The 26,336-nt window shown below is 46.5% G+C and carries 18 protein-coding genes; 11 read left to right on the plus strand and 7 right to left on the minus strand.

Annotation, left to right across the window (positions count from 1 at the left end; genetic code table 11):
• Positions 1–539 precede the first annotated feature (539 nt).
• Genes EXU57_RS02540 through EXU57_RS02555 form a run of 4 tightly spaced genes read left to right on the plus strand, consistent with a single transcriptional unit; the run spans position 540 to position 7,021 of the window.
• Positions 540–3,719, plus strand: coding sequence for a SusC/RagA family TonB-linked outer membrane protein (locus EXU57_RS02540; protein WP_243745479.1), 3,180 nt, complete (start codon positions 540–542; stop codon positions 3,717–3,719).
• Between the two features lie 11 nt (positions 3,720–3,730).
• Complete coding sequence (locus EXU57_RS02545) at positions 3,731–5,581, plus strand: RagB/SusD family nutrient uptake outer membrane protein (protein WP_133266587.1); 1,851 nt, start codon at positions 3,731–3,733, stop codon at positions 5,579–5,581.
• Positions 5,582–5,622: 41 nt separating this feature from the next.
• Positions 5,623–6,015 (plus strand): hypothetical protein, encoded by a 393-nt coding sequence (locus EXU57_RS02550; RefSeq protein WP_207955361.1) that lies wholly within the window; start codon positions 5,623–5,625, stop codon positions 6,013–6,015.
• 19 nt (positions 6,016–6,034) lie between these two features.
• Positions 6,035–7,021 carry a DUF4466 family protein gene (locus EXU57_RS02555; protein ID WP_133266589.1) on the plus strand — a complete coding sequence of 329 codons (987 nt, stop codon included), beginning with the start codon at positions 6,035–6,037 and terminating at the stop codon, positions 7,019–7,021.
• Between the two features lie 119 nt (positions 7,022–7,140).
• On the opposite strand, the gene EXU57_RS02560 is transcribed toward EXU57_RS02555, so the two are convergent.
• The 7 genes from EXU57_RS02560 to EXU57_RS02590 form a co-directional block, all read right to left on the minus strand.
• Positions 7,141–9,369 (minus strand): polysaccharide lyase family 8 super-sandwich domain-containing protein, encoded by a 2,229-nt coding sequence (locus EXU57_RS02560; RefSeq protein WP_133266590.1) that lies wholly within the window; start codon positions 9,367–9,369, stop codon positions 7,141–7,143.
• Complete coding sequence (locus EXU57_RS02565; RefSeq protein WP_133266591.1) at positions 9,362–10,597, minus strand: dienelactone hydrolase family protein; 1,236 nt, start codon at positions 10,595–10,597, stop codon at positions 9,362–9,364. The genes EXU57_RS02560 and EXU57_RS02565 overlap by 8 nt, the downstream gene beginning before the upstream one ends.
• 84 nt (positions 10,598–10,681) lie before the next feature.
• A complete protein-coding gene (locus EXU57_RS02570; protein WP_133266592.1) occupies positions 10,682–12,559 on the minus strand; it encodes a heparinase II/III family protein in 1,878 nt (625 codons plus the stop codon).
• A gap of 234 nt (positions 12,560–12,793) precedes the next feature.
• Positions 12,794–13,705 (minus strand): mechanosensitive ion channel family protein, encoded by a 912-nt coding sequence (locus EXU57_RS02575; protein ID WP_133266593.1) that lies wholly within the window; start codon positions 13,703–13,705, stop codon positions 12,794–12,796.
• Positions 13,706–14,017: 312 nt separating this feature from the next.
• Complete coding sequence (locus EXU57_RS02580; protein WP_133266594.1) at positions 14,018–16,309, minus strand: ATP-binding protein; 2,292 nt, start codon at positions 16,307–16,309, stop codon at positions 14,018–14,020.
• A gap of 159 nt (positions 16,310–16,468) precedes the next feature.
• Entirely contained in the window at positions 16,469–17,506 is a 1,038-nt protein-coding gene (locus tag EXU57_RS02585) for a patatin-like phospholipase family protein (protein WP_133266595.1), read from the minus strand.
• A 10-nt stretch (positions 17,507–17,516) separates the two neighbouring features.
• The gene (locus tag EXU57_RS02590; protein WP_133266596.1) at positions 17,517–18,041 is read right to left on the minus strand and encodes a hypothetical protein; all 525 of its coding nucleotides are present in this window, start codon (positions 18,039–18,041) and stop codon (positions 17,517–17,519) included.
• A 498-nt stretch (positions 18,042–18,539) separates the two neighbouring features.
• On the opposite strand from EXU57_RS02590, the gene EXU57_RS02595 reads away from it, so the two are divergent.
• The 7 genes from EXU57_RS02595 to EXU57_RS02625 all read left to right on the plus strand — a co-directional run bounded on the left by EXU57_RS02595 (position 18,540) and on the right by EXU57_RS02625 (position 26,280).
• Entirely contained in the window at positions 18,540–19,583 is a 1,044-nt protein-coding gene (locus tag EXU57_RS02595) for an agmatinase family protein (RefSeq protein ID WP_133266597.1), read from the plus strand.
• A 1-nt stretch (position 19,584) separates the two neighbouring features.
• Positions 19,585–20,163 carry a hypothetical protein gene (locus tag EXU57_RS02600; RefSeq protein WP_133266598.1) on the plus strand — a complete coding sequence of 193 codons (579 nt, stop codon included), beginning with the start codon at positions 19,585–19,587 and terminating at the stop codon, positions 20,161–20,163.
• Between the two features lie 275 nt (positions 20,164–20,438).
• On the plus strand, positions 20,439–21,737 hold the full coding sequence (locus EXU57_RS02605; RefSeq protein WP_133266599.1) for a radical SAM protein: 1,299 nt from the start codon (positions 20,439–20,441) through the stop codon (positions 21,735–21,737).
• A gap of 47 nt (positions 21,738–21,784) precedes the next feature.
• Entirely contained in the window at positions 21,785–22,726 is a 942-nt protein-coding gene (locus EXU57_RS02610; RefSeq protein ID WP_133266600.1) for a DMT family transporter, read from the plus strand.
• Positions 22,716–23,486, plus strand: coding sequence for a sulfite exporter TauE/SafE family protein (locus EXU57_RS02615; RefSeq protein ID WP_133266601.1), 771 nt, complete (start codon positions 22,716–22,718; stop codon positions 23,484–23,486). Before EXU57_RS02610 ends, EXU57_RS02615 begins: the two co-directional genes overlap by 11 nt.
• A gap of 197 nt (positions 23,487–23,683) precedes the next feature.
• Entirely contained in the window at positions 23,684–24,577 is an 894-nt protein-coding gene (locus tag EXU57_RS02620) for a hypothetical protein (RefSeq protein WP_133266602.1), read from the plus strand.
• A gap of 395 nt (positions 24,578–24,972) precedes the next feature.
• Positions 24,973–26,280: a bifunctional folylpolyglutamate synthase/dihydrofolate synthase gene (locus EXU57_RS02625; protein ID WP_133266603.1), complete on the plus strand. Its 1,308-nt coding sequence runs from the start codon at positions 24,973–24,975 to the stop codon at positions 26,278–26,280.
• Positions 26,281–26,336 lie beyond the last annotated feature (56 nt).

Genomic DNA, 26,336 nt, shown 5'->3' on the forward strand with positions numbered 1-26,336 from the left:
CGTATCAATTTAAGCACTGGTTGTTCTTTCATGATTAATTTGGGCAGAAACTTAACCTTAAATGAACGTCACGCCATCCGTCAGGAACACCATGGTAGGGACTTAAGGTTTATATGTTATACAAGAAGTTTTACATTGGTAAAATTTTCTTAATTTTTCACCTGAACGCTTTGTAATGCACGCCATCCTGCTTCGGAATTATTCCTATGCTGTGACTGGATTGTTCAGTGCAAGGTCAATTGACGATCAGCGATTGTTTATCCTTACCAAGGTTACTCCATATGACTAAAATAACGCAACTTCATTTTTGCGCTGCTTACCTGTTGCGCGTGTACTCCCCGTATTCAGCTGTCTATAGCTCTTCTGCTTACTCCTTAGCATTAAACACAATGGCTGAACAGTTCAACGATCTGTTTCCAGAAACCGGGGCTCACAAAACGTGCGTTTATTCGAAATCCGTTACGACCTGATCAACTTTTCTGATTGCCCCGCAAACCCGTATTCCCATCTCTTTAATTGGCCCTAAAACGATAAGCTGTATGAATATTTTTACACGACCCTCCTGCAGGTTATATGCTTACCCGCATACGAACAACCTGAATTATTCACCACATGAGCCTTCTAATGGCTTGCGCTTTCAGCACTTAATAATGCGGCTGAGCTTTACATTCGCGCTACTACTGATCATAGTCATCGGCATTGCCGCACCGGTGACCGGAACGGTTACCGATGAAAAAGGTGCTGCTATCTCAGGTGCCACGGTCGCACTGAAAGGAACATCTGTCGGAACCTGGACAAACGCAGAGGGCCGTTACACTATTAACGTTCCAGACCTCAAAGGAACACTGGTGTTTACCTCGGTGGGGCATGCCTCGCAGGAAATAGAGGTAAACGGAAGAACCACGATTGACGTTAAATTGGCGGAAGCTACTACCGCCTTGAACGACGTTGTGGTTGTGGGGTATGGCCGTCAAAAGAAGGTTAACCTTGTTGGTTCGGTCTCTACATTGAATGTTGATGAAAAACTTACCAGTCGAGCCCTGCCGAATATCTCATCCGGATTATCGGGGTTAATACCCGGGCTTGCTGCTGTTCAGTCGTCGGGTATGGCGGGAAATAATGAAGCAAGTCTCGTTATACGTGGACTCGGCACCGTAAATAATGCCGGTCCGTTGATCGTTGTGGATGGAATGCCCGATGTTGACATCAACAGGATAAACATCAACGACATTGAGACGGTTACCGTATTAAAAGATGCCAGCTCAGCATCGGTATACGGCTCACGTGCAGCAAACGGGGTAATCCTTATTACAACCCGCACCGGCAAGGGACAACGGAAAACAGCAATCAACTTTACCAGTAACAGTTCCATTACCGATCCAACAAAGGCAATGGCGTTTATGGCCGATTATCCAAGAGCCCTGACGCTGCACCAGCAAAGAGCGGCGGTAAATACCCTTCCCGGAAGTCAGCAGTTCAAAAATGGCACCGTTGACCAGTGGATGGCAATGGGTATGGTCGATCCGCTTCGCTACCCTAATACCGATTGGTGGGACGTGATCATACGACCCGGCACATTCCAGAACTATAATCTTTCAGCCAGCGGCGGAAATGAATTGTCAAACTTTTTTGTATCGGTGGGACTTAAAGATGAAAAGGGCCTGCAGATCAACAACGACTATAAGCAATACAATGCCCGGTTCAACTTCGATTACAAGGTCAAAAAGAACATGAACCTGGGTGTACGTTTTAATGGTAACTGGTCGAATTTTACGTTTGCGCTGAGCGAAGGATTTACGGATCCTGATCCGGTAAATACGGCAGGTAATGATATGCAATATGCAATCGCCGGAATCCTTCCATACGATCCGAAGTCGGGCAATTTTGGTGGGGTCATGGCCTATGGCGAGGACCCGCAGGCTTACAATCCCTATACACTGTACATCAATAGCCTGAACAAACGAACAAGACAGGAAGCCAATACCAGCATGTATTACGACTGGACCCCTTTTGAGGGCTTGACTGCCCGCGTCGACTATGCACTGAATTACTATAACGATTTCCGGCTAAATGCTCCGATGCCAAACCAGGCGTTTAACTTTCAAACGAACACTTTTGGCAGCCGGGTTTATGTTGGTGCTAACGCAGGTGTTTCAAATGAAACCCGCACCGGTTACAAAACCTTGTTGAACGGCAGGCTGAACTATACAAAGAAGTTCAACGAAAATCATGAACTCGGCGCACTCTTCGTTTACAGCGAGGAGTATTGGTACGACCGTTCGCAGGTTAGTGCCAGGAATGACCGGTTGCATCCATCCCTCACCGAAATTGACGCGGCGCTTACGGATATTCAAACAACAGGCGGTAATTCGTTCGCCGAAGGCCTGCGCTCTTATATCGGGCGTGTAAACTATACAGCTTTTAACAAGTACCTGTTTGAGGCAAACTTCAGGGCAGATGGTTCATCCAAGTTCCTCGAAGGCAGCAGGTATGGTTACTTCCCATCTGTTGCCGTTGGATGGCGTTTTACGGAAGAGCAATTTCTTCAGCCAGTAACCAGTAAGTTCTTAACAAATGGTAAGTTCAGGGCATCTTATGGTAGCCTCGGCAACAATAGCTCCATTGGCCGCTATGAACAATTGCCAACGCTTAATGCCCTCAATTATGTTACGGGTACAAACGTGCAAAGAGGATTTGTAAACAGCAAGATGATCAACCGATTCTTGTCGTGGGAAACAACCACTGTTTTCAATACCGGTCTTGACCTAGGATTCCTTAGAAACAGGCTTACAGTAGTGCTGGATTACTACGACAGACTTACCACGGGAATGATCCGGCCTTCCCAGATGTCCATCATGTTGACCGGTGCTTACAATGCTCCAAGAACCAATATCGGGAACATGAGAAACCGCGGTGTGGAAGGTGACTTCACCTGGCGGGAGAAGGTGGGGCAGGTACAATACGGTTTAAACGTAAATGTATCGTACAACAGGAGTGCACTGGAAAAATGGAACGAATTCATTGGCCGCGGTGCTGCATTTAATGGAAACCAACTCGCGCTGGGATTACCCTTTGGTTTTCTGTATACCTACGAAGACATGGGAATAGCGCAGACCTGGCAGGATATCTACAATGCCACACCGCAGGGCGCATCACCCGGGGACCTGCTCAGGAGGGATCTGAATGGTGACGGCCGTATCGACGGAAATGATCGTAAGGCTTATCCCAATATTCAAACGAACAGGCCAACTACCTTTTTTGCGTTTAATGGCAACATAGCCTGGAAAGGATTTGATCTGTCCGTGTTGCTACAGGGCTCGTCCGGCAGAAAAGACTTTTGGATCAACAACTTCAATAATGTCAATTTCGGTAGCCAGCGTTACGCTTCTACCTGGCAACATTGGACCAACCCGTGGTCAGTTGAGAACCGGAGTGGATTATGGCCCCGTTTAGGCGGCCCGGGTGGCAATCGCGAAGAAACGAGGTTCTGGCTCGACGATATGAGTTTTTTACGGGTTAAAAATATCCAGCTGGGTTATAGTGTCCCTTCAAAACTGCTGGGGCGGATAGGCGTAAATAACCTTCGTCTGGTGGGTTCTGCTGAAAACATTGCAACCATCACCAGCTATCGCGGCCTCGACCCGGAGAAGCAGGCTGACGATAACAACCTCTACCCTATCAACCGGTCATATTCCATTGCCGTAAATCTTTCGTTTTAAAATGCTTTCAAATGAAAAGACAACTTGCTTCTATACTTTTTCTTATACTTTCTACCGGCTTAATCACCCTGTCATCCTGTAAAAAGGACCTGCTTAACCAGGCACCAACTACCGACCTTGGAGCAGAAGCATTCTGGAAGACCGAGGGTGATGCGACCATAGCACTTATGGGTGCCTACGCAGCGACCAGGGCCGTATTCGATCGCGACTACTACTTCGAAGGACACTCCGAGTATACCCGTGTTCGCGGAACAAGTACACTAAACAACCAGATACTTAGAGGCGATGCTTACCAAAATGGCAATTACGATCCTTCAGGTTATGGCGGAAGCTTCGACAAATACTATCGCTATCTGTATGGTGCCGTAAACCGAACCAATTACGTAATTGAAAACGTAACCAACCTTATGCTCCCGACGGCGAGCGGCACTTCCAGGGCAAACCTTGAAGCGATCATCGGTGAGGCACGCTTGCTTCGCGGTATGACCTATTTCAGGCTGATTTCGATGTGGGGTGATGTTCCCTATATTGGTCGGGTCGTCAACGAAAATGCTGAGGTTGCAGATATAACAAGAATGCCAATAGGCCAGGTCAGGGACTCCATACTTGCCGACTTTACTTATGCTTTCGAAAAACTGCCGGCAAAACCGCTCGCGCTGGGCAGGTCAGCGAAACCCGCTGCGCTTGCATTCCGCGGAAAACTAAACCTGTACTGGGGAAGCTGGAAAAAGAATGGCTGGCCTGAACTTGCAGGTTTTAAGCAGGATGCCGGAGAGGCCACGGCGGCATTTACGGCTGCGAGCCTTGACTTTAAAAAGGTTGTTGATGATTACGGGCTCACGCTTTTTAAAGGTGGGGACCCCGGCCAGATAGATGTATTGGGTAAGGCAGATATCCTTCCAAACTATTACGAGCTTTTTACGCCAAAAGCAAACGGTAACCCTGAAATGATTATGTCGTTTACACATATGGGCACACCCGCAAATCCCTCCCAGGGCGAAGAGCTGATGCGGGATTTTGGCGGAAGAACAATCGAGGGTTCGCAATTGTGGGTGCATCCCCGGTTCGAGCTTGCTGACCGGTATCAACTTATTGCGACAGGAGATTTTGCCCCGAAGCTAATACCCATGAACCCTTCTACAAACCCTGCTGCAAGAACAACCCTCAACTCGGCAGTAAATCCAAACAGCTATGCCGGCAGGGATTACCGGATGAAGGCAACAATGCTGTGGGATTACGAAATGATCATCGGGCTTACCTCGCTGAAATCAACCGGCTATGCACCTTTCATTTATCAAACCTGGGCCTCTAATGTGAATATTAACGGAACAAATTACCTGAGCTATAATACGGATGGAAACAATTCCGGGTACATCTTTCGAAAGTTTGTTCGCAATTACGAGGGGCTCGGACGAAGTGAAGGGGATTTTGCCTGGCCGGTGATGCGCCTGGCCGACGTTTACCTCATGTACGCAGAAGCCTCAAACGAAGTTTACGGACCACAGGGTGACGCAATCGGGTTGGTTAACCTTGTTCGCCGCCGCGGCAGCCTTCCGGCGTTGAAGGCTGATAAGACGGCCAGTAAAGAAGCATTTTTCGATGCTATTGAACAAGAGCGCATAGTTGAACTTGTCGCCGAGGGACACAGGGGTTTTGACCTTCGTAGATGGAGAGCAATTGAAAGGGTCTGGGGACCTCCGGGTAGTGCGGGTGTTTGGCGGCAGGATACATTTGGCGCCAATCAACAACGGTACTACCAGAATACATCTGATCGTACTTACCAGCAGAACTATATTTTTAGAATTCCGCCGGGTGAACGCGATCGCAACCCTAATCTAACCCAAAACACTCCCTGGCTATAGCGCCGGGCAAACTCTAAATCGATTACTACAAACCAATGAAAATGTATTCAAAAATACTATGCTCCTTCCTGGTGATTAGTGTATTGTTTGCCGGCTGCAAAAAAGACCTTCCGGTGGATGAAGATGGCCTGCTGATTACAGGTCGCGCAGAATGTTATGTTGGCAACTTTGAGTTGTTGGGATCTGACTTTGTAACGGTTCGTTCGAAAGCGGCTGTTATCGACACGGTGGCCCAAACCATCAACGTTGAAGTATTATTCGGGACAGACCTGAAAAACGTTTACCCCCAATTTTCACTTGCATCGGATTGCAAACTGGAACCCAAAATTGTAGGTAAGCAAGACTTTTCCGATCTGGCGAATCCAAAAACTTTCACTGTGGTTTCGGGTAACCGGCTCGTTAGAAAGCCGTACAAAGTGATCGTGAAATTTTAACCCAACTTAAAAACACACTATGTACCCATTACTAATAAACAGATTTTATGCGCTGCTCATCATTTCCTTTACATGCTTAATCGCGAGTTGTAAAAAGGAGGAATACGCGATTCCGGACCCGGTATCGGAGCTTACAAACGATTGCATCAAAAGAACACTGGGTCCTAACATTGCAACGATGCCCATTGAATTTGCCTACGCCATGGCACTTCCAAAAAGCAAAGGAAAAATAATTTCGGCACAGGTTGAAGCTTCCATTGCAGGTGGAACCGGAACTTACCTGGAACACAATTCATACTTTACAAATCCGAGCGGCCAGGATGTGCCTGTGCGGGTAGGTACCCCATCAGTAAACGACGGGTTAACAACAAAGGTGAACTTCAACGTAGACACCAATGCAGCCACACTCCGGTATTATTACACGATACCTGAAGAAGCCCGTGGCAAAACGGTCACCTTTACTTTTTCAAGCACGGCCAGCGATGGCAGCAGTGCTTCTTACAAGATGGGTCCATATACCATTTCAAAAATGGATATCAAAAGGAACCTGGCCGTGAGCAATGGAAACGCTGCCTACGTTTCCATCGAAGACATGGCGGTTTACAACAACACAACAGCCCCAGCAAATGCCGCTAAGATTGACCTGGTATACCTGTTCAGGGCTACGCCAACAACCTTTTTGCACGCATTGGTTTCACCTGCAGCTGATGCGCAGTACCTGCCGGGGGTAACACTTCCCGCAGGCGTTAACCGAAGCACCAAATTGAGAAAAGTGTTCAACCTGCAGGATTACAACCTGGCAAGGATAAACGTTGGCCTTTATATCGAAGACCGCGACTTCCAGGAGATCAATCTTGCAGACGCACCCAATTATGCTATAGCCCTGAGGGCTGAAGCCGGTACTTGGATCCAAACTACCGATAATAAATACCGTGCTTACATTTATCTCAATTCAGTAAATGCAAATGGCAGTGCTGTAATCAGTATGCTGCGGTATGCATTGTAATTGGATCGTGTCGAGTTCTTGTAACAGGTATAAAACAAACTCCCGGACATGCCGGGAGTTTGTTTTATACCTCATAGACTTTAGCAATAGAATGTAAAGCATGTAGCGAATAGCGCACGCTATTTTATCTGCTTGCCAGCGTTTACCACAACACTTTGCCCGGCATAACCTTCACCGGGCAACTTAACCCTGAGTACCGTTTCATTTTTCTTGCTATCCCAGCTGTTACTCCAGCTTTCGCCGGATGCATCCATTTTACCAGCTAAGCGTAACGTTACGTGGGTCAGCTTATGCTTGGGATCTGATACTGCAACCGACTGGACCTGTTTTCCGGTTGTTTTCACCATTACAAGGCAAGGTTGGTCAACACTAAGCAACTGATTGCCGGGAAGTGCAATTGAGCCTTGCTTATAAAACACAGCGGAAGTCAGGTTCAGGGCTCGATGGTGTACAGCCTGCAGTTCAGCCGTGTTCGACAAAATCACGACCTCACCCTTTTTGTTGTACTGATCAACACCAGTTGAAGATAACCCGGATACAACGATATAGGCATAATTCGCTGCCTGTGGCTGCCGCCCGTGATCAAGCCAAAGTGTAAACACATCTTTCTGAACCTCGTCGGTAGTTGACCATGGATGGTGGTTAATCTGCCGCCAGTTACCCTTAGCTACGTTATTCCCAACATTTACCTTTCCGGGGTTTGGAAAAATATAAGCGATGCTGTCGTGAACCACCCACGAAACATTGTTGAGTTGATGTTCTCCTTTCTTTAGTGAGGTTGTACTTCCACCTGCGTTCGCAACAACATCGTTTACAAGCAAACATTGGTTGAGGGTGGTGGCAACCGGGAACTCCGATGTAGAATTAATTCCGGTGCCGAGGCATACATATTCCCGGTCGAATAAAAACCAGGCTTTTTTTGCCTGCAAGGGATCATGAGGGCTGCTGAAATCAAAGGCGGCTGCACCAAAGTTTCCGTCAGATACACCGCCGGTAAAATCGCGAAGTCCCTTTTTCGCAATCTCATTCCAGTGGGGAAGTGCAGGTTTTTGTACCACCGTTGTACCAGGTATCTTCTGCCAGTCCCAAACAGGAAATATATCAACGTATTCTTTAGCAGTACGTGAAATGAAATTGCTCCCATCTGCATAATGATGGTTCTTAAGTCCTTCTTCATTATAGGGCATCTCCATATTATTCTGCCTTGAAGAATGCATTCGAATGGAAGTAAAATAATGCTTTCGTTGATGTACGAAATAGGCCGAGTTCCAGAAAAACCTGTTCCACGACAAGATCGAGGGTTGCTTGCCCCGCCGGATGTTGATAAGCTGTTGCAATTCGTTTTTCCGGTAGTCCGAGGCCGCCATTAAATTTTTTATGATGTCCGTACCCGCGGGGTCAAGTGTCCCCTTCCGGGTGATGTCGCGGTTTTTTGCGCCGGGGTCGGGATAAGTACTATAACTCATGGCTTTCGAAATGCCATCTATATAGTAATCGATAACGATCTTTATTTTCTCGGCAGGCAGCATGAATGATGTTCCCGCAAGTTTCGCTGCCCAATACGAAAATGAACTCGCATAGCCTGTTCCGTACGTATGAATGGAAATAACATTGTCGGTACGGTGATGAAAACTTTGGTCGGGCTGGAGGCCCCTGCCTGTAGTAATAACAACTTCTCCGGCCATTACTTTGGCCACTCTTTGTATGATGGCTTCGTCACCTTTAAACAAGCCTTGCTTGCCCAACATCCCTGCAATAGGTATAAGGTCACCCCCGGGTCGCGCACCGAAACCTTCAAGGTTTGCCCGGCCAGCTATACGTAAACCTTCGGTACGTTGTCTTTGGGTAAGGTCTGTATCAAACACAAGCAGTGTATTGATCATCCAGTTTGGCGTACCCATTTCATTCCACCACCAGTTCTCGGAAATAAAATCGTGATCGATCCAATAATCCAGCGCTGACGACAATGTTTTTTTCACATCAGCATTACCGATGAAAGGTGAGCCCGGCTTTCGAAATGCAATAGCAAGATTGAGCATATTTTCCAGGTGCACGCTATGCTGAAACCCGGTCCTGGAAGTATCCACATAGTTAATACCTGGCCAGGTGCCGTCGGGTTTAAGCGTTTTAACCAGTGTACGGATTTTGTCGGTTTCAACCTCCGGCTCAAGCAGGTCTTTTATGATTCGGCCTTTTACTTTCAACAGGTCTGCGGAGGTCTTCTGTTTAAGCGTACTGATGTTTTTTGTTGGGATACTTTGCGGCTGTGAGTTTGAAATCATCGGCAAACCAGTGCCGGCTATCAACAATAACAAACCATATAACCCCTTTGAAATGTGTTTATTCATACAACGTTCTCGTAAGTTTTTGTTGACGATCTGTTTTATTTCGATCCACTCCCTTTAGATGGATACCGGCGAAAACGACAAAGTTCCTCCAATCCCAGGCCGTAAGATTATGTTCACCTTCCCGGTTGTGGTAACCCATGCGGGACTGGTGCAGGGCAGAACCTGGTGAGGGCAACTTTTCGGGAAGCGTACTCTTTATGCCGTAAAGCGCGTACACCGGTGCCGCATTTTTTAACGACAAGTAGGTACCCGTTGGATCAGCCCACAGGTCTTTGGAAGCACTGGTCACATATAAAAGCCTGGGTGCTACAAGCGATAAAAGCATGTGTTGATCCACCGGAACCGCCTGTTCATTGTCGTTATACTTCTTGTAATTTTCGCAAAACCAGTGCGGAAATTGTTCGTTAATCCGGCGAATGGTTTCACCAAATTTTCTCCTGGCGAGGGCGGCACCTGTGTTGCCCGAACAATTGGATACGACCATTGCAAATCGCTGGTCCTGTGCGCCGGCCCACAAAGCTGCTTTGCCACCCCTGGAATGACCGACAATGCAAACTTTTTTTGCATTTACCTCAGCGTCCCTTTCAAAGTAATCCATAATCCTGCGTGCCGCCCAGGCCCATGCACCAATTGCTTTCATGCCATTAGGCTGAATAAGCATTTGAGGGTACAACTGCAAGACACCGGTGTGGTAAGTGTCTTTATTATCCGGCGCGGCATCGCTAACCTGGAATGCAGCTACCGCATACCCACTATCGATCAGCATCTCAGCCGGCCAGAACCCGCTCTTTACTACTCGTGTTGGATCTGTATTGTTTTTATCCCGGTTGTTTAAAAGAAGAAATACTGGCGGAGGTGCCGCAACATGCTTAGGTATAAACAATACAAGCTCCAGTCGCACAGATTTCCCCGATTTAAATACGGCAACCTCAACGATTTTCAGTTTAGCCCTTCCATTCATCGCATGTTCATTTACAAGAACCGGCCTGATACTTAAAGAGTCATAATCATTACGTATCGCGCCATAAACATGATCAGCAAAAAGCGTAAGCAATTCCGTTCGCCTGCTGTTCTCCCATTCAACTTGTGAGCTAATTCTTTTTTGCAAGGCCGTTACCAGTGGATCAGGCAAGACATATGCGGGTACTTTTGCCTCATCGTAATTTTGAGCGGCGGCGGCAACCGAAATGGCAATTAATAGGCTGCATAGTTTGAAAAACCTGATCATCAGCAAAGATGTTTTAGAAGGTTCCGGCTTTACAAAGGAGGATGCTGAGACTCGCTGCCATTATGCAACAAGGTTTGTTGTGCATTACTTGTTCCATGTTGCAAGCGGTTGCGGTCCAGGCAACCCTTTTGTATCGCCTTCGGGCACAAGTAAAACAGAAATGTTTGACTTGCTGTTTGCCGGCAACTTTACTTCAAAGCCCACGAGTGTGGTCCCCGGGTTGGGTGCATCGTAGTCATGCGGGGGATCAGTAGACCACGTTTTCATTGTGACTGTTGCGGGTTCCTGCACTTCAAGTAAAAGGCTTTTACCATCCTTTGTAAGCTCTGCCCTATTACTGCCCGTGATCTTTACGGTAGCGGGAGTTAACATCGTCCAGCGAAGGGTTGTCTCTTCATGAAGGGTTTCAACTTCATCGCGTACCAAAACGGCCTTTTGATTTAAGATACCTACACCGCGAACGGCTTTTGCGATAGCTCCTTTATATACTTCCGTCATGTCGACCGTTGCATTCATAAATAATGGTTTCGCCGAGGAGCCGGTAATTGGAGCATGACCCGTTACACGTTGATGCTGGTTATTAAGGGTAAGCGTATTGTGCACAAGGTTGGTATAACGAAACACGGTCCACCGTTGAGCATCCTGTGTTCTGCCAAAGAGTTGAATGCCCCTGGATTCAAGTGTTTCGTATTCCTGCATGCCAAAGTCCATCGCCCACCTCACACCGTTTGCTTCCATAATAAAGGATCCAATGTCCATATGGGCATGATTGACAGAGACCGATCCACCTTTCATTGCAACATAGATGGCGTTTGGATCTGTCCATGATGTCCGCATCAAGGCTACGGGGTTTTTTCCCTGGCCTACCCACATCAACTGTTTTGGTGCAGTGATCCTGTTCATATTGGATCCTGCACCCCAAAGCATAATCGCGGGCAGCAACCTGTCTTTAACGTGAGCGGAAAACTTGTTGTTCATCAATTGGCTTCTCTCAACCCACAATAATGACGGATCTTTCAGCTTCGATGCAAACCAGAACATAGCAGGATGCAACCCCCCGCGTGATCCTGCATCGGAATAGTTGAAGGGGTTATGCGAGGGACCAGTCATATTTTCAAGAAAGCCTGCTGTTTTCAAAAACCCCGGTTGATCACTTAAGCCAAAGTCATTCCCGTAAGCTTTTTCGATAGCATTAATAAACATAACATTAAAGCTGGTACCGTAACCCCAATAGCCGTACCCTTCTGGATAGGCACCATCCGGCGCATAGTCCTTCATCGGTAAAACAATTGTTTCGATGGCACGGTTGATCACCTGTTTTGCGAGTTCAGGATGATCTTCGTAAACTGCAAGCGCACCGTAAGCCATACCGGCATTGCATACCTGGTTCCAGTTGTGTTCGGCCCGTAAAAAGCTGCCGTTTTTACTTTCCAGCGATGGCTCAATACCCTTTTTAACAATCGCTTCCCGGATGGTTGACCGCGACGTCGCCTGTAATTGGTCGTAAAGCCAGTCGTAGCCGATAGCCATTGCCATCGTCATTTCGGCAACATCTAAAAAGTGTGAAGGGTTCCAATCGCGAAATGCTGATATCGCCAACATTTCCTGCTCGGCCCTTTGTGCATATTGTTGTTCCCGGGTGAGCCGGTAGGCATAGGAAAGAAAAAAAAGACGGCGCAGCGCCTCCCTTGATTTATCAAGTAAACGGCGGCCAATTTGAATACGTTCAACAGGTGGCCTTAAGAGCATCGAATCACATTCAGCAATGATAGCCTTGTGTAATCCTGTCCAGGTTTTATCGTTGGAGGCATTCTTTTTAATGGCTTGTTCTTCACCTGCCAACATCAATATGCGCGGATGCTTTGGCAGCTGGTAAGCACCAGTAAAATCGGTTTGTGCAGTAGCAACAGAAAAGATCAGGAGAAAACAAATGGAAAGACAAGCGTTGAGACGTTTTTTCATATGACAGGGCTTCAATCAGGAACAGTGAGTAGAAAAAACACTTTTGAATGAAAATCGAAACTGGCAATCGTTGTATAAGAAAACTAAAATAAGCTTCTTTCAAAACATACAATTAAATATCAGCAGCTTTTTAGCCATGTGCGAGCTGCAACGCTGGTGATGGCGAATTGTAACTAATCAATGCTTCTCTGAACATCGCAATGAGTACCTATGCAGAAGAACCGTTTGATGGCACTATGTACCATTATCGCCGCCAGCTTGTCCGAGTTCAACAGGTACTTTTTGTGGAGGTAAGCCACCTTTTATGCCAAAGTCGAGTGTGCGTATAGGGAATGGAATGGTAATATTGTTGTCATCAAATGCTTTTTTGATCTTAATAATCGCATCGCTTTGCACCTGCAGATAGTTCGGTTGTTCTGGGCTTTTTGCCCATAGCCGAATAACAAAATTAATCGAGCTCTCATCGAACCCGGTAAAGAATAAAGTTGGTTGCTCGTCGGCGCTGAGCCCTTCCATATCCCTGACCGCGTTCAGCGTTATGGCTTTTACTTTCTCGAGATCTTCACCATAAGAAACCCCAACAGTAAGATCCATTCGTCGTTTGCCGAACATAGAAAAGTTTTCAATAGGGTTTTGAAAGACGTCTTTGTTCGGAATGATTACGAGTTGCCCCTGGAACGTCTGAATTACAGTGTCACGGAGATTTATCTCGATTACCTTGCCCATAAAATCTTTGATCTGTACGATGTCCCCGATGTGAAGCGGTCTTCGCAAGGAAAGAAAGATACCCGACATAAAGTTTGCGGCAATATCCTGAAAAGCAAATGCCAGTGCCAATCCGATAATCCCCGCTCCGGCAAGGATTGAGGTAACTGCTTTGTCGAGTTTAAGAATACTTAGCGCGATAAAGATGATCACTCCAAGGGAAAAAATATGCACCACAGAGGTAAAAAGGCCACTGATGGTCTCGTTGTGAAAGATCCGTTTAAATACACGGCGCACCAGGTTCTTCAATCGCCCGGCAACAAAAAAACCAATGACTACAATTAAAGTTGCCAGTGCGATGTTGGGTAAAAGCCTGATGGTCTCCCTCAACCAAAAGGCCAACTTATCCACGATAATTTGGTATGCCTTGCTTAGATCCATTCAATCTTTTTTACGCCTGATATAGAATAGTGCGAATTGCCGTCGCCCTGATATCAAATCTTGACTTAAAAAACGATGCCTCATAGAATGGCTGGAGAAGTGTACCAGAGTTATGCGTATCGACCAATACCGGGTTGATTTGTGGCAAGAGGCGCTCAAGCATGGTTAGACGCTGATTCTGCCTTACCGTCGAGTCAATGGGGGGTCACTAACGTGCACCACAAAATCGTTCAGCGAACAAAGGGGAAGAACACAATTGTCGCAAGATATAATCTCCATGATCCTAAACAGAGATAGTTATTATGGAGCTGATTATACAAGTTCTACAGGCAGGTAAACATCAAAGGTTGCACCTTCACCTGGCCGTCCTTCGGCTTCGATATAGCCGTGATGATTTTCAACAACTTTTTGCACAATTGCAAGCCCAACCCCGGTGCCCTTGAACTCGCTGTTGCCGTGCAGCCGCTGAAACATCTGGAATATCTGCCCGGCATATCTTTGCTCGAAGCCGATACCATTGTCAGCAATGGAGATCTTGTGATACTGTGTATGTTCACGTAGCAATGCTTCCGGTTGCTGGACGCTGTCCTGAACCGCGCAATAGCTGATTGTAACGTGTGGTGGTGAAGCTTTGTGGTGGTACTTAAGGGCGTTACTCACCAGGTTTTGAAATAATTGCTGTAATTGTCTTTTGTGACCGGGAATAACCGGAAGTTCATCAACTTGAATAGTTGCATGTTTTTCCTGCACCATAAGCTCAAGGTCTTCGATTACTGTAGCAACAACCTGATTTAGGTCAACCATGTCATCTAGATCGGCAACAATACTTACGTGTGAGTATTCGAGCAAATCGTCTATCAACAAACGCATCCTTGTGCTTGCAAGTTCAAGTTTATTAAAAGTGTTTGCAGCATTATCATCCATGTTACCAAATACTTTCCGCAGCTTATCCGTGAAAAACTGGATTTTTCGGATTGGTTCTTTTAAGTCGTGAGAAGCAGCATGTGCAAAGTCTTCCAGCTTCCTATTCGATCGCTCCAACTCTTCCATCTTTTCTTCCATCTGCAATTGCAACCTCTTCAGTGGTGTAAAATCGGTGAAAGTAACCAGCAGTTCGTTCCCTACTCTTGTACTCATCAGGTCGAGATAAACGTTAATGCCATCAACATTATAGTGGAAATTTCTGCGGTTTGTTTTGCCGGTCAGGTAGGAGTCGCGATACATCTCGAAAACGCCGTTTGTGAGGTACCCCGGAAACCATTTGCTGCCGAGGTCGCCTTCCAGGTTTTCAGGAGGCTGTCCCACATAGGATGATAAGGTGCGGTTAACGATAACAAACCGGAAGTCGGTGATCTCACCAAGTGCGTCCAGGATTGGCGAAAAGGTGAACATACCCGACTGAGATGCGTTGAATACCGCGTTCAAACGTTCTGCTGAGAGCCGGAAATTTTCCTGTAACTTTTTCAGGTGGGTGTAGTCGTGAAAAGTAACGAGCAGGTCATCACCAAACTTAGTGGATCGTACATCGAGCCAAAGATCCAGCCCATCTTTGTGGTAGTGGGTTTCATTTTGTTGCTGTACTCCGGATAATATACTTGCAACGTACTGGGGAAAAACCGGGGTGTCAACATACCCCGGGAAATAGGTGCTCAAAAGGCTGCCCACCAGGGATTCATCAGTTGTGTTGGCATACCGTGTAAAAGACTTGTTGGCTAGCTTAATCCTGAAGTCTGTAATGTTGTGATTGTCGCGATAAACCGGTTCAAGCACCGTAATGCCCGTTAGCGATGTGTTTATAATGTTTTGCAGGTAATTGGCAAATTCCTCTGCCGCCTTTTTGTGCTGCACACTTTCCGTGATGTCGGTGAAAGTGGCAAGAAAGCCCTTACCAAAGGTGGTAATTGATATATCGAACCACGCGTCGAGTAAGCCATCTTTATAATAGAATTGTTTTCGGGCAGGCACTCCGGTATTTACCACCTGCACATTTGCATCAAACAAACCATGTTGCTTTGCAAGCGGGAACAGTGACAAATACCGCTTACCGACCACCTGCTCCTCGGTCATCCCAAGAATACGGGTGAAAGCCGGATTGATGGAAAGGATGATGAAATCTTCAATTTCTCCATCACCGTCGCGGATTGCTGCCGTGGACAATAACCCATTAATGGAGGCATCTGTAAGTCGCTTGTTGAAGAGTTCCTGCTGTTCTTTCGCCTGGTAGATATTGATTTCGCGGGTGTATTCTCGGGTTGTACTCAGTACCCCATCCCTGAACTTTTTGCGCGTTACCAAAAGGTTGGAGTTTAGCACAGGATTGTAATAAGTACTGCCCAGTGGTTCACCCGTTTGGTAAACCTTTAGCATTTCCGAAAATATCAGCATGCTGGTAGGCTGGTCCAGCGCAGGATTTGAAAAGAGCCTGGCCCCCACCAGCTCAGTTTTACTCATCCTGGTGTAGTTTGCTGCAGCCTGGTTGCCGTACACTACTTCGAAGTCGACAATATTCCCGTCGACGTATACAGGTGTCGTTAAGATAATGTTTTCAGATTGCGCATCTATCAACTCCAATAAAAAGTCTTCATCCGTACTCAGGTAGGGCATAACATGCAGGGTTCGGTAATAAGGATATTGCGTTTTATGACCATGCGAAAACAGGTTTGTTTATTTAGCAACAAACCTGGTTGGAGCAAAGGTTCTTGTAAATCTACTGCTGTATTTAGATACTTCTTAAGATGCCGTAGGAGAAGCTGAAAACCTGTACTACGCCCAGGTAATATCTTTTGGGTCGAGCGACGCGATGAACTCGCCTACTGCTGTTTTTCCTCTTGCAAGCATCTGCTTCATCTCGGCCGGATCGAACGTTAGTCCGCCAGGTCCGCCTCCGAGCGGGGTTGTAGGCCTGATCTTGAAAATCTTCAATGGACTTTTACCCTCAAACAGATTTGAGCCCTGGCCCAGCCGGAAGTATGAGTCCACCTGGGTTTGACTAAGCCCCGAGGCAAGCATCTTACGTTTAACCGCATCGATATAAGACAGCGCCTGGTTGTACTGTTCAGGCAACAGCAAATCGTTTTTACCAACGTCGGTGGTGAGTATGTCGATTGTTTGCTGCAGGATGGGGAACAGGGTGGTGAACTCGGTATTAACGGTTGTTGACTCAGCAGAAAGCAGGATAACAAAAATTTCCGTGGCACCTGCATCGATCGCCATTTGCACACCCGCGTACTTGGTTACCCCGCCATCAACATACTGGTAATTTGGATTGGGAGTGCCCGGCACATGCAGATTAACCTTAACCGGGGGCATAAACACGGGCTCGCATATTGACGCCATCAGCGCCCTTCTGTAATGATCGGCGTTGATCAATTGGTTTACCTGGTAGCCTTCGGGCTTTATCGACTTTGCGTTGTTTGCAAATACCGTTAAACGGCCGGTCTGCAAACACGTTGTGGTAAGAAACATCTTTTTACCAGAACGCTGCAATGCCGCAAATTTTGTGTCCGGGTACCAGGTAATAATCTTATTCCAGGCACCGTTTGCATCAAAAAGGGAGTGTTCATTGATGCGATCTACCACGTTGAACTTTCGGAGAATGTCACTCGTTTTAACACTGGTATACAGTTGCTCAAGCAAGGCAAACTCTTTTAAAGAGGCAAGTGTTATTACCAATGCGCCGGCACTTGTACCTACATAGATGTCGAAATCGAGTTTCGGATACATTGCAGCCAGTTGTTGTACTACACCAACTGCATATGCTCCCTTGGAACCGCCGCCACTTATCACAAGTGCCCTGCTCATAAATAGATATTTATTGGTTGAATGGTTCTGTTATCTTTTTCTTTTTGCTAATGCGTATTCCCAGCTGACTTTGTATCCACCAATTATCGAAATGATAGTCGCGGTGAGCAGAAACGCCCAGCATAATAAGATTGCCCAGGTCGGCGGCAAAACCAAGACCCGCAAGGCGTTGGTGAGAGAGACCCCAAAGGTGATCCACGGAAAGCTGAAGATTACCTGCACTCCCGAATATGCCTGCCCCGAGCGTTTTCAGCTTCACCGAAATGGTTGGGCCAAAGGCGCCATCAAGCTTTTTATTGGTGTAGAAACCGTCGGCAACAAGCCCTGCACGAAGCAGATTTTCGACAACCGTAACCTGGGGAACAGCCTGGATACCGCCAATAAACAGTTCCGGCGAACTGTCGAACTTACCAGATAGTCCATCGTGGAGCTTCAGGTGCATGATAAAACCCTTAGGGAACTCGGGGTCGTTTTGTGCAACAACAGCCTTACTGCCTATAAGCAGTAGCGTAAGCACGAGAATACAGCATTTCATAATATCAGATCAGGTATTTAAGATTGGACACATCGAAAGTAGTGAACTTGGGGCAGCAAAATGGATTAAACCGGCAATAGGAAAAAGGAGTACCAACCTGGCATTTCAGATCCATAGGCTGGATTAATGCATTAAACATCAAATAAAGCCGTTTTCCGTGCTATATGGATCTGCTGTGCATGATACCTTCCAATTTTAAGATCATCACAGGACAGTACTAAGATGGGTACTTCCCCGATTTAAATAGGGGAAGTACAAAATACGTGTTCAGAAAAATCGTTAGCGTTCATAGATTGATAGGTGATAGCTGAAATAGTCCGTAACCAATTCTACTCTTAATGCGCTTGGCTAAGTGTCAACAGTGGATAGTACGGGCATGGTGATCAGTAAAGATTGTTAAAGCTATTTATCAGCTGTTGAGTATTAATTAGTATTTAACGTTGTGCACCCTATGCAAAGAACAAATGGAGTAACTTGCATCCCTTTTTAAAGCAACATATGGCAGATATAACAGGCTTTGATCCCAACCAGGCAGGCAACCCGAACAACAACATATTCGGGCTCCCGTTTTCTGAAGAAGACTCAAGAGTGGTATTGTTACCCATACCCTGGGAGGTGACCGTGAGCTACAATGCAGGAACTGCAAGGGCGGCAGAACAGGTTTTCAAAGCAAGCCTCCAGGTCGACTTGTTTGATCCCGATGTGAAAGACGGGTGGAAACAGGGTTTCTACATGAAAGACATTGACAGAAAGATCCTGCTGAAGAGTGATTACCTGCGCAAAGAAGCCGAACTCTACATCGACTACATATCAAAAGGTGATGCGGTTTGCGATAATAAGTTCATGAGCAAAAGCCTTCGCGAGATTAATGAAGGCAGTAAGTTTTTGAACAACTGGGTTTATGAGCAAACATCGGCGTTGCTGCAAAAGGGCAAACTGGTTGGCTTACTTGGCGGTGATCATAGTACACCATTCGGTTTTTTCAGGGCTATAGCTGAACAACATGCGGACTTTGGTATCCTGCAAATTGACGCACATTGCGATCTTCGTAAAGCTTACGAGGACTTTAGGTATAGCCACGCTTCGGTGATGTACAATGCACTCAGCGAGATACCTGAAATCAAAAAGCTGGTACAGGTTGGTGTGCGTGATTACTGTGAGGAAGAATGGGAATATATCTGCAATAGCGAAGGTCGGGTTGTTACTTACTTTGATAAGTCGATTAAAGAACGGCAGTTTGAAGGTGAAACCTGGAAGGAGATTGTAAATGATATTGTAGATCAGTTACCCGAAAAAGTTTTAATTAGTTTCGATATTGATGGCCTTGACCCAAAGCTTTGCCCAAACACCGGAACACCGGTTCAGGGTGGCTTTGAAACCGAACAGGTTTTCTACTTGTTCAAAAAAGTAATTGAAAGCGGAAGAACAATTATCGGCTTCGATTTGAATGAAATTGGGGTTGGCGAAAGTTGCGGTGACGCCAGTGTTGGCGCGAGGGTGCTTTTTAAACTGTGTAACCTGCTGGTGAAGAGCAATAGCTAATATGGTTTTTAATTATATCATAACGCTCCGGCGTCAGCCAATGCGGATGATTGATTTCATCAGCCAACTGCTGTATGTTATTGCGATAGGCTCCTTTTTGTTTTTCGCGCTTTCATTCAGGGTGCTCCACAAGGGTTACCTGGTCTTTACGATAGGCATTTTGGGCGCCTGGATATGGGCAGTCATCCGGAGACAACAGCATAAAAAAGTTTACTACACCTCCGGGCTCATACTTGCTGCGCTGGCCTGGATTACACAACCTTACGGCAATTTTTGGTTGGGCACTTTATACATTTTTGCCGCACTGGCAGAACGCGAATTCAAGTTCACCAAAGAGATTGGTTTTTCAAAAGATCGTATTGTGATGAACTCACTTTTAAAGAAGCGCATCACCTGGGCTGAAGTTAGAAATGCGATGATCAAAGAAGGCGTCCTTACGATCGACCTTAAAAACAACAAAATTATCCAGAAAGAAATTGAGTCCGACGTGCCACCTGAAACGGAAGTTGAATTCAACGAATTTTGTCGCAATCGAATAGCCAATCCAACCCTTATCGAAGAGGATAGCGCCGATGATTAACCAGCATCTAATGCTGAATATAAACGACTCTTTTTGTGGACCGGCTGATCAAATGCTCTTGAACATCGTTGCCCGCCCGGATGAACCGTACGGACGGGTGTCACTCACTTTTACGGCAACAATGCAATTCGCCGGGTTCCCGAAATAACGTACCAATTGAATACGCATCTGCCTGATTGAAGTAGCAGTTATCGCTGATGAAAGTTGGCAAACAAGTTTTCAGCCCGTGATTAAATTAACATAATGGTCGTCGGGCATTAAAGTTTCACCGGATTATGATCGAACAATCTCCCTACATTTTATATTCCGACGGAAACGGGAATATATTTGAAGATACCTCCTTATATACCACCGGCCGTACAGGTTGGGACGCTTTGCCCATACCTGAAGATGAATGGATAGAACTCCCCGAGGGCGGTCAGCTATATGAACTACCCGGCCGGAGGGGAATTGGCATCGATGTAAAAACAGGAGAAATGCGGCTTTGCGACAAAGGTTGGGGTGTAGCTGCGTTCATTCCCCCTGCCCATACGGGCTTCTATATGTCGGCTTACGAAACCGAACCCAATGCTCCTACCCTTCCGCTGTTTTGTTATACCGCAGCAGGATGGCTGAACGACAAATTTTATGTTCCCGCAACCCGTATTGAACAGGATATCCGCCAGGATTGTGCGGGGTACGATCAGTCGAAAGTTGAATTTGGTGTTGACGCACTCCTAAAGGTTTACCCCCATAACCGCCTGGTCGATCACCTGGCCAACAATTGTGCACTTACTTACCAATGCCCTGCGGCACGAAATTACTTCCTTGGCAGGTGGGAATGCCCGGTTCCAACGTCACCAGCCTGCAATGCAAATTGTCATGGTTGTATTTCTTTCCAGCCCGAAGAAGAAACAATTGTTTCTACCCAGGACAGGTTAACTTTTAAGCCATCAGCTGAAGAGATTGTTGAGTTTACCGTTCCGCATCTTGAAACGGCACCTTATCCGATCATCAGCTTTGGACAAGGATGTGAAGGCGAGCCTTTGCTGATGTGGCAAACGATTGCTGCCGCAATAACAGAGATTCGTAAACATACCACCAAAGGGAGCATCAACATCAATACAAACGGATCGAAACCCGATGCCGTACAGGAATTATGCGAAGCCGGCCTGAATAGCATTAGGGTGAGTACCAACAGCGTGCAGAAACACATTTACGAGGCTTACTACCGCCCCAACAACTATACGTTTGAAGATATCATCGAAAGCATGAAGGTAGTGCGGCGTAATGGTGGATGGGTCAGCATTAATTACTTTGTTTTCCCCGGTATGACCGACTCTGTAGCAGAATACGAGGCGCTACGGAAGCTGATCAGCGAGACCGGGTTAAATATGATCCAGTGGCGCAACTTCAATATTGATCCCGACTGGTACCTGGGTAAAATCGGTGTCCATGAAACGGGTGAGTTCCTTGGGGTGAAACAATTACTTGAACTGATAAGGGAAGAATTTCCTGATGTGAAGTTTGGCTACTTCAACCCTCCTGCGGAAAGGATGACGGGGAACTATGAATTAGATTTTGCGCACCATTGACGCTGTGATATCGATAACCATGCATCTTTGCCGCTCTTTAATTCAAAATGAGCAACCCCGACGTTAAACGCAATTTTTATCAGGGAGTAATCCTTGCGATAATTACCACCATCATCTGGTCAGGTAATTTCATTATCGCGCGCGGCGTTTTCGAGGAAATCCCCCCTGTAAGTCTTGCATTTTGCCGGTGGTCGTTGGCAGCATTTATTATTTTTTTCCTGGGCTTAAAAAAATTCAGGTCGGAAAAACAAGTCGTATTTAAAAACTGGAAATACCTGTTCTGGGTTTCACTCACCGGGATCACCCTGTTTAATACGTTTATCTACGTCGCGGGGCATTATACTTCTGCCATCAACCTGGCGTTGATCGGCACCACCTCCTCGCCGGTTTTTGCCATTATCATTTCAGCGATCTTTTTAAAAGAAGCAATAACCTCGTTACGCATTTTAGGGCTTTTGCTTTGCATTGCCGGCATAGTAACACTGTTGTCGAAAGGTAGCCTCGAAACATTGCTGGCCTTCCGGTTTTCACCCGGCGATGCCTGGATATTGGCCAGTGCATTTGTATTTTCAATTTATACCGTATTGGTTCGCCGTAAGCCGGCTGCCATCTCTCCAATAACATTTTTATTCTGCATCTTTATTACCGGCAGCCTGTTGCTGCTTCCGGCATTTATTGTTGAACAAGCGGTGACTAAACCGATTGTGTGGAGTAATCATCTCCTGGGAAGTATCTTATACCTCGGCATCGGCGCATCTGTAATTTCATACTTCTGCTGGAATGCGGCTATAGCGCGAATTGGTTCGGTACGTACCGCTTTATTCGGGAACCTGATACCCGTGTTCAGTACGCTCGAAGCAGTTTGGTTACTGGGCGAAAAGATCACTTTAATTCATTTGGTAAGCGGTGCACTCGTGATTTTGGGACTCATCATTGCCAACTCCCGCAAAGCTTCAGCAGTTAAACTGAAACCGGCATATGAGCAATGAGGTAATTGCCTGGCTCTGCCTTGCCGCATTTGCAGCCGGCTTTATCGACGCTGTTGTTGGTGGTGGCGGCTTGATCCAAACTCCTGCTGGACTTGTGCTTTTACCGCAGTTTCCGGTTGCCACAGTAATCGGCAGCCTGAAAATCCCGGCCTTCTGCGGCACCTTCCTGGCATCGCTTCAATATATCCGAAGGGTAAAGATGGACTGGCCAATGCTCACGCTTATGACGTTGCTTTCGTGTAGCGCGGCATTTACAGGTTCTTACCTGCTTAGCCAGGTGCATAATGATTTTATGAAGCCCCTGCTACTTATTATTTTGATTTTTGTAGCACTGTATACCTACAGCAAGAAAAACTTTGGTATCCATTCCGAAAAGGATCACGATAAACAAACCCGGGTAATCTACAGTGTTTGCATAAGTATCGTTATTGGTTTTTACGACGGATTTATTGGTCCCGGTGCAGGCAGTTTCCTGGTGCTCGCATTTATAACCTTATTGGGCTTCGATTTCCTTAAAGCTAGTGCACATGCAAAAATGGTAAACCTAGCCACTAACATGGGATCAATCCTGTTTTTTGCAGGAAGCGGCCGCATCATCCTGGCCGTTGCTTTGCCAATGGCCGTGTGCAACGCAATTGGGGGAATCTTGGGTGCACGCCTTGCCATCCAAAAAGGCAACAAATTTATTCGTGTGTTTTTCCTCCTTGTGGTTACAGGGACCATCGTCCGGTTTGCCTACGATGTGTTTTTTAAAAGATGATGGGCTTTGGTCTGTGGTAGCGATTTTGTTTACATTAACGGGCAAAAATGTGCCATAAAGCCGGCCACTACTTTTGCGTTACAAAGTCTGCTTAATCAATCTTAACGATGTTTTAGAACGCGCTGTGCATTCCGGCATCATAATCTCACTAATTTTCAACAAAAAAGGGCGGCTGTTTTCAATCAACTACATTTGGTATGTCGAATAACTCTTACATGGACCATCCTTTTGAAAAAGAGAAGAATATAAAGGCACTTGCATACACTTCTGTAGTATGCATATTGTTGTTTATTGTTTTCTTTTTTGCTCAATGGACGTTGCCCCAGATCCCGCCGCCTGTTGTTGAAGAAGGTATTGAAGTGAATTTAGGCAATAGTGAGACCGGCCTCGGCGACGAAGCACCAATGATACCCGGCAAACCCACCATTGCCGAAGAAACCAATTTCACACCTCCTCCACCCGTTGCTCAGTCACAACCTGAAGATGAACCGGATATTGATGCAGATGAAAACGAACCTGAGGACGTTCCAGCCATGCGGAAGGTAGAAAAGCCTGCAGTAAAACCACCCCGAAGCGAACCAAAAGTGGTAAGTAAACCCGTAGAAAAACCTCAACCTGCGGCGGTTCCAACCCCGAAACCTCCATCACCAAAAGCAGTTTACCGCGGTGGCACCAGTACAGATGCAGGTGGCAATAATGCAGACTCTTATAACAAATCGCGCAACCAGGGGATTGCCGGCGGGCAAGGTGACCAGGGAAGCCCGAATGGTAATCCAAACTCGGATAGTTACAAAGGAAATGGAGGTGGTGGCAGCAGCGGGGTAAGAATTAGAAGTGGCTTAAGCGGACGCAGTATATTACGGGTCCCCCGGTTTGAAGACGACTTCAATGAAAACGCAAAAGTTGCTGTAGATATCGTTATCAGTCCTGCGGGTAAGGTTATTTCTGCAGTGGTTAATCCAAGAGGCACTACAACTACCAATGGTAATACAAGGCGTATCGCAACACAGGCCGCAATGAAGATCCCCTTTAGTGCTGGTGCCGAAGAACAACGGGGAACAATCATCGTGGACCTAAGGGTTAGCGGATAGTTGGATTGCGGATAAACGGATTGCGGATGCGCGGATTGGCGGATTAGCGAGTAAGCAGAGTGGCAGGTCCCGGCACCGTTACTTAAGTAAGCTTTTTCCGTAGCTCAAGAATCGCGATAACTACTTCTGTGCGCTGTATTCTATCCCTTTAATTTCATTTAGTTTACTTGTTTTTTAAGGTCGACAACTACGTCCGACATCCTGGTTCCAACCATTTACGGATCGTTGCCCGGCTAAACACCCCTATTGTCACGCGTATTGTAACCTGCGACCCACTCTGCTTCAGCACCCCGGCGCATAGCCACCACAAAAATTTGTTTGTTCCAGCCCGAGGTTTACTTTTACTGCTTTGATTGCTCGTTGAACTAACCATCCTCCTTCACCAAAATCGCTCAATGGATTACCGCCAAACGCTTGATTACCTGTTCACCCAGCTGCCTATGTTTAGTCGCGAGGGCATTTCTGCATATAAGAAAGACCTTACCAATACGATTAAGCTGTGCGAAGCCCTTGGCAACCCGCAGGAAAAGTTCAGGTGTATCCATATCGGCGGTACTAATGGCAAGGGTTCAACCAGTCATATGCTGGCTTCAATCCTGCAAACGGCAGGCTACAAAACCGGCCTCTACACTTCACCGCACCTGCGTGACTTCAGGGAAAGGATCAGGATCAATGGCGAAATGTGCAATGAGGACTTTGTAGTGGAATTTACGGAGCGGATCAAGCCATTGATTGAAGAACTACAGCCCTCTTTTTTCGAGATCACGGTTGCCATGGCCTTCGAATATTTTTACCAGCAAGGGGTTGAACTTGCCGTTATAGAGGTGGGATTGGGCGGGCGCTTAGATAGTACAAACATCATTACACCTGAACTATCCATTATTACCAACATCGGGTGGGACCATATGAATATGCTTGGCGATAGCCTTGATAAGATTGCGCTGGAAAAAGCCGGCATTATAAAGCCTGGGATTCCTGTGGTGATCGGCGAAGCTACTGCCGCAAATAAAAAGGTTTTTGATCAGCATGCGGCCGAAGCAGGATCACAGGTCAGCTATGCACAGGAACAAAGATGGATTTCGGAATGGCGCCACGAACACGAGCAACTGGTTGTTACAGTCGCCAGTCACAATTCCGAAGAACGAATGACGTATCACATTGATCTTGCGGGGCTCTATCAAAAGCAAAACTTGCTAACTGTTTTGGAAAGTATACCGGTACTTCGATCACGTGATATCTTTATCGATCTCCAACATGTAAAAGAGGGACTCAGCAAAGTAAAAAAACTGACCGGCCTGCATGGCCGTTGGGAGATCATTCACCACTCCCCTTGCATAGTGCTCGATGTAGCCCATAATGAAGACGGCATCAGGCAGGTGATTAAGCAATTGGAGATTTCAGACTATCACCATCTTCATATTGTTATCGGCATGGTCAGGGATAAAGAAACCCGGAATATTTTAAGTCTCCTGCCAAGTCATGCGCGGTACTACTTTACCAAAGCAAACATACCACGGGCACTCGACACAGAAACACTCTTATTACAGGCTTCGAAGTTTCACCTGAAAGGCAATACCTACGACAATGTAAAAACGGCGTTACAGGAAGCGCTTAACCACGCAGATAGTAATGATATGATTTTGGTTTGTGGCAGTGTATTCGTTGTTGGCGAGGTAAACCAACACGAACTCAAATTTTCGTAATTTTTTGGGACGAGCAGAGGATCCATTTTCAACATCGTTGTCCGCCCGGATGCGCC

This window comes from Segetibacter sp. 3557_3, assembly GCF_004354985.1.
GTDB lineage: Bacteria > Bacteroidota > Bacteroidia > Chitinophagales > Chitinophagaceae > Segetibacter.

What these genes read in the sequence shown, in the direction of transcription:
- EXU57_RS02550 (WP_207955361.1), top strand. Translation starts at nt 5,623, where the DNA reads ATGTATTCAAAAATACTATGCTCCTTCCTGGTGATTAGTGTATTGTTT.
- EXU57_RS02540 (WP_243745479.1), top strand. Translation starts at nt 540, where the DNA reads ATGAATATTTTTACACGACCCTCCTGCAGGTTATATGCTTACCCGCAT.
- EXU57_RS02620 (WP_133266602.1), top strand. Translation starts at nt 23,684, where the DNA reads ATGTCGAATAACTCTTACATGGACCATCCTTTTGAAAAAGAGAAGAAT.
- EXU57_RS02595 (WP_133266597.1), top strand. Translation starts at nt 18,540, where the DNA reads ATGGCAGATATAACAGGCTTTGATCCCAACCAGGCAGGCAACCCGAAC.
- EXU57_RS02555 (WP_133266589.1), top strand. Translation starts at nt 6,035, where the DNA reads ATGTACCCATTACTAATAAACAGATTTTATGCGCTGCTCATCATTTCC.
- EXU57_RS02545 (WP_133266587.1), top strand. Translation starts at nt 3,731, where the DNA reads ATGAAAAGACAACTTGCTTCTATACTTTTTCTTATACTTTCTACCGGC.
- EXU57_RS02575 (WP_133266593.1), bottom strand. Translation starts at nt 13,705, where the DNA reads ATGGATCTAAGCAAGGCATACCAAATTATCGTGGATAAGTTGGCCTTT.
- EXU57_RS02570 (WP_133266592.1), bottom strand. Translation starts at nt 12,559, where the DNA reads ATGAAAAAACGTCTCAACGCTTGTCTTTCCATTTGTTTTCTCCTGATC.
- EXU57_RS02600 (WP_133266598.1), top strand. Translation starts at nt 19,585, where the DNA reads ATGGTTTTTAATTATATCATAACGCTCCGGCGTCAGCCAATGCGGATG.
- EXU57_RS02565 (WP_133266591.1), bottom strand. Translation starts at nt 10,597, where the DNA reads ATGATCAGGTTTTTCAAACTATGCAGCCTATTAATTGCCATTTCGGTT.
- EXU57_RS02610 (WP_133266600.1), top strand. Translation starts at nt 21,785, where the DNA reads ATGAGCAACCCCGACGTTAAACGCAATTTTTATCAGGGAGTAATCCTT.
- EXU57_RS02615 (WP_133266601.1), top strand. Translation starts at nt 22,716, where the DNA reads ATGAGCAATGAGGTAATTGCCTGGCTCTGCCTTGCCGCATTTGCAGCC.
- EXU57_RS02580 (WP_133266594.1), bottom strand. Translation starts at nt 16,309, where the DNA reads ATGCCCTACCTGAGTACGGATGAAGACTTTTTATTGGAGTTGATAGAT.
- EXU57_RS02625 (WP_133266603.1), top strand. Translation starts at nt 24,973, where the DNA reads ATGGATTACCGCCAAACGCTTGATTACCTGTTCACCCAGCTGCCTATG.
- EXU57_RS02605 (WP_133266599.1), top strand. Translation starts at nt 20,439, where the DNA reads ATGATCGAACAATCTCCCTACATTTTATATTCCGACGGAAACGGGAAT.
- EXU57_RS02590 (WP_133266596.1), bottom strand. Translation starts at nt 18,041, where the DNA reads ATGAAATGCTGTATTCTCGTGCTTACGCTACTGCTTATAGGCAGTAAG.
- EXU57_RS02560 (WP_133266590.1), bottom strand. Translation starts at nt 9,369, where the DNA reads ATGAATAAACACATTTCAAAGGGGTTATATGGTTTGTTATTGTTGATA.
- EXU57_RS02585 (WP_133266595.1), bottom strand. Translation starts at nt 17,506, where the DNA reads ATGAGCAGGGCACTTGTGATAAGTGGCGGCGGTTCCAAGGGAGCATAT.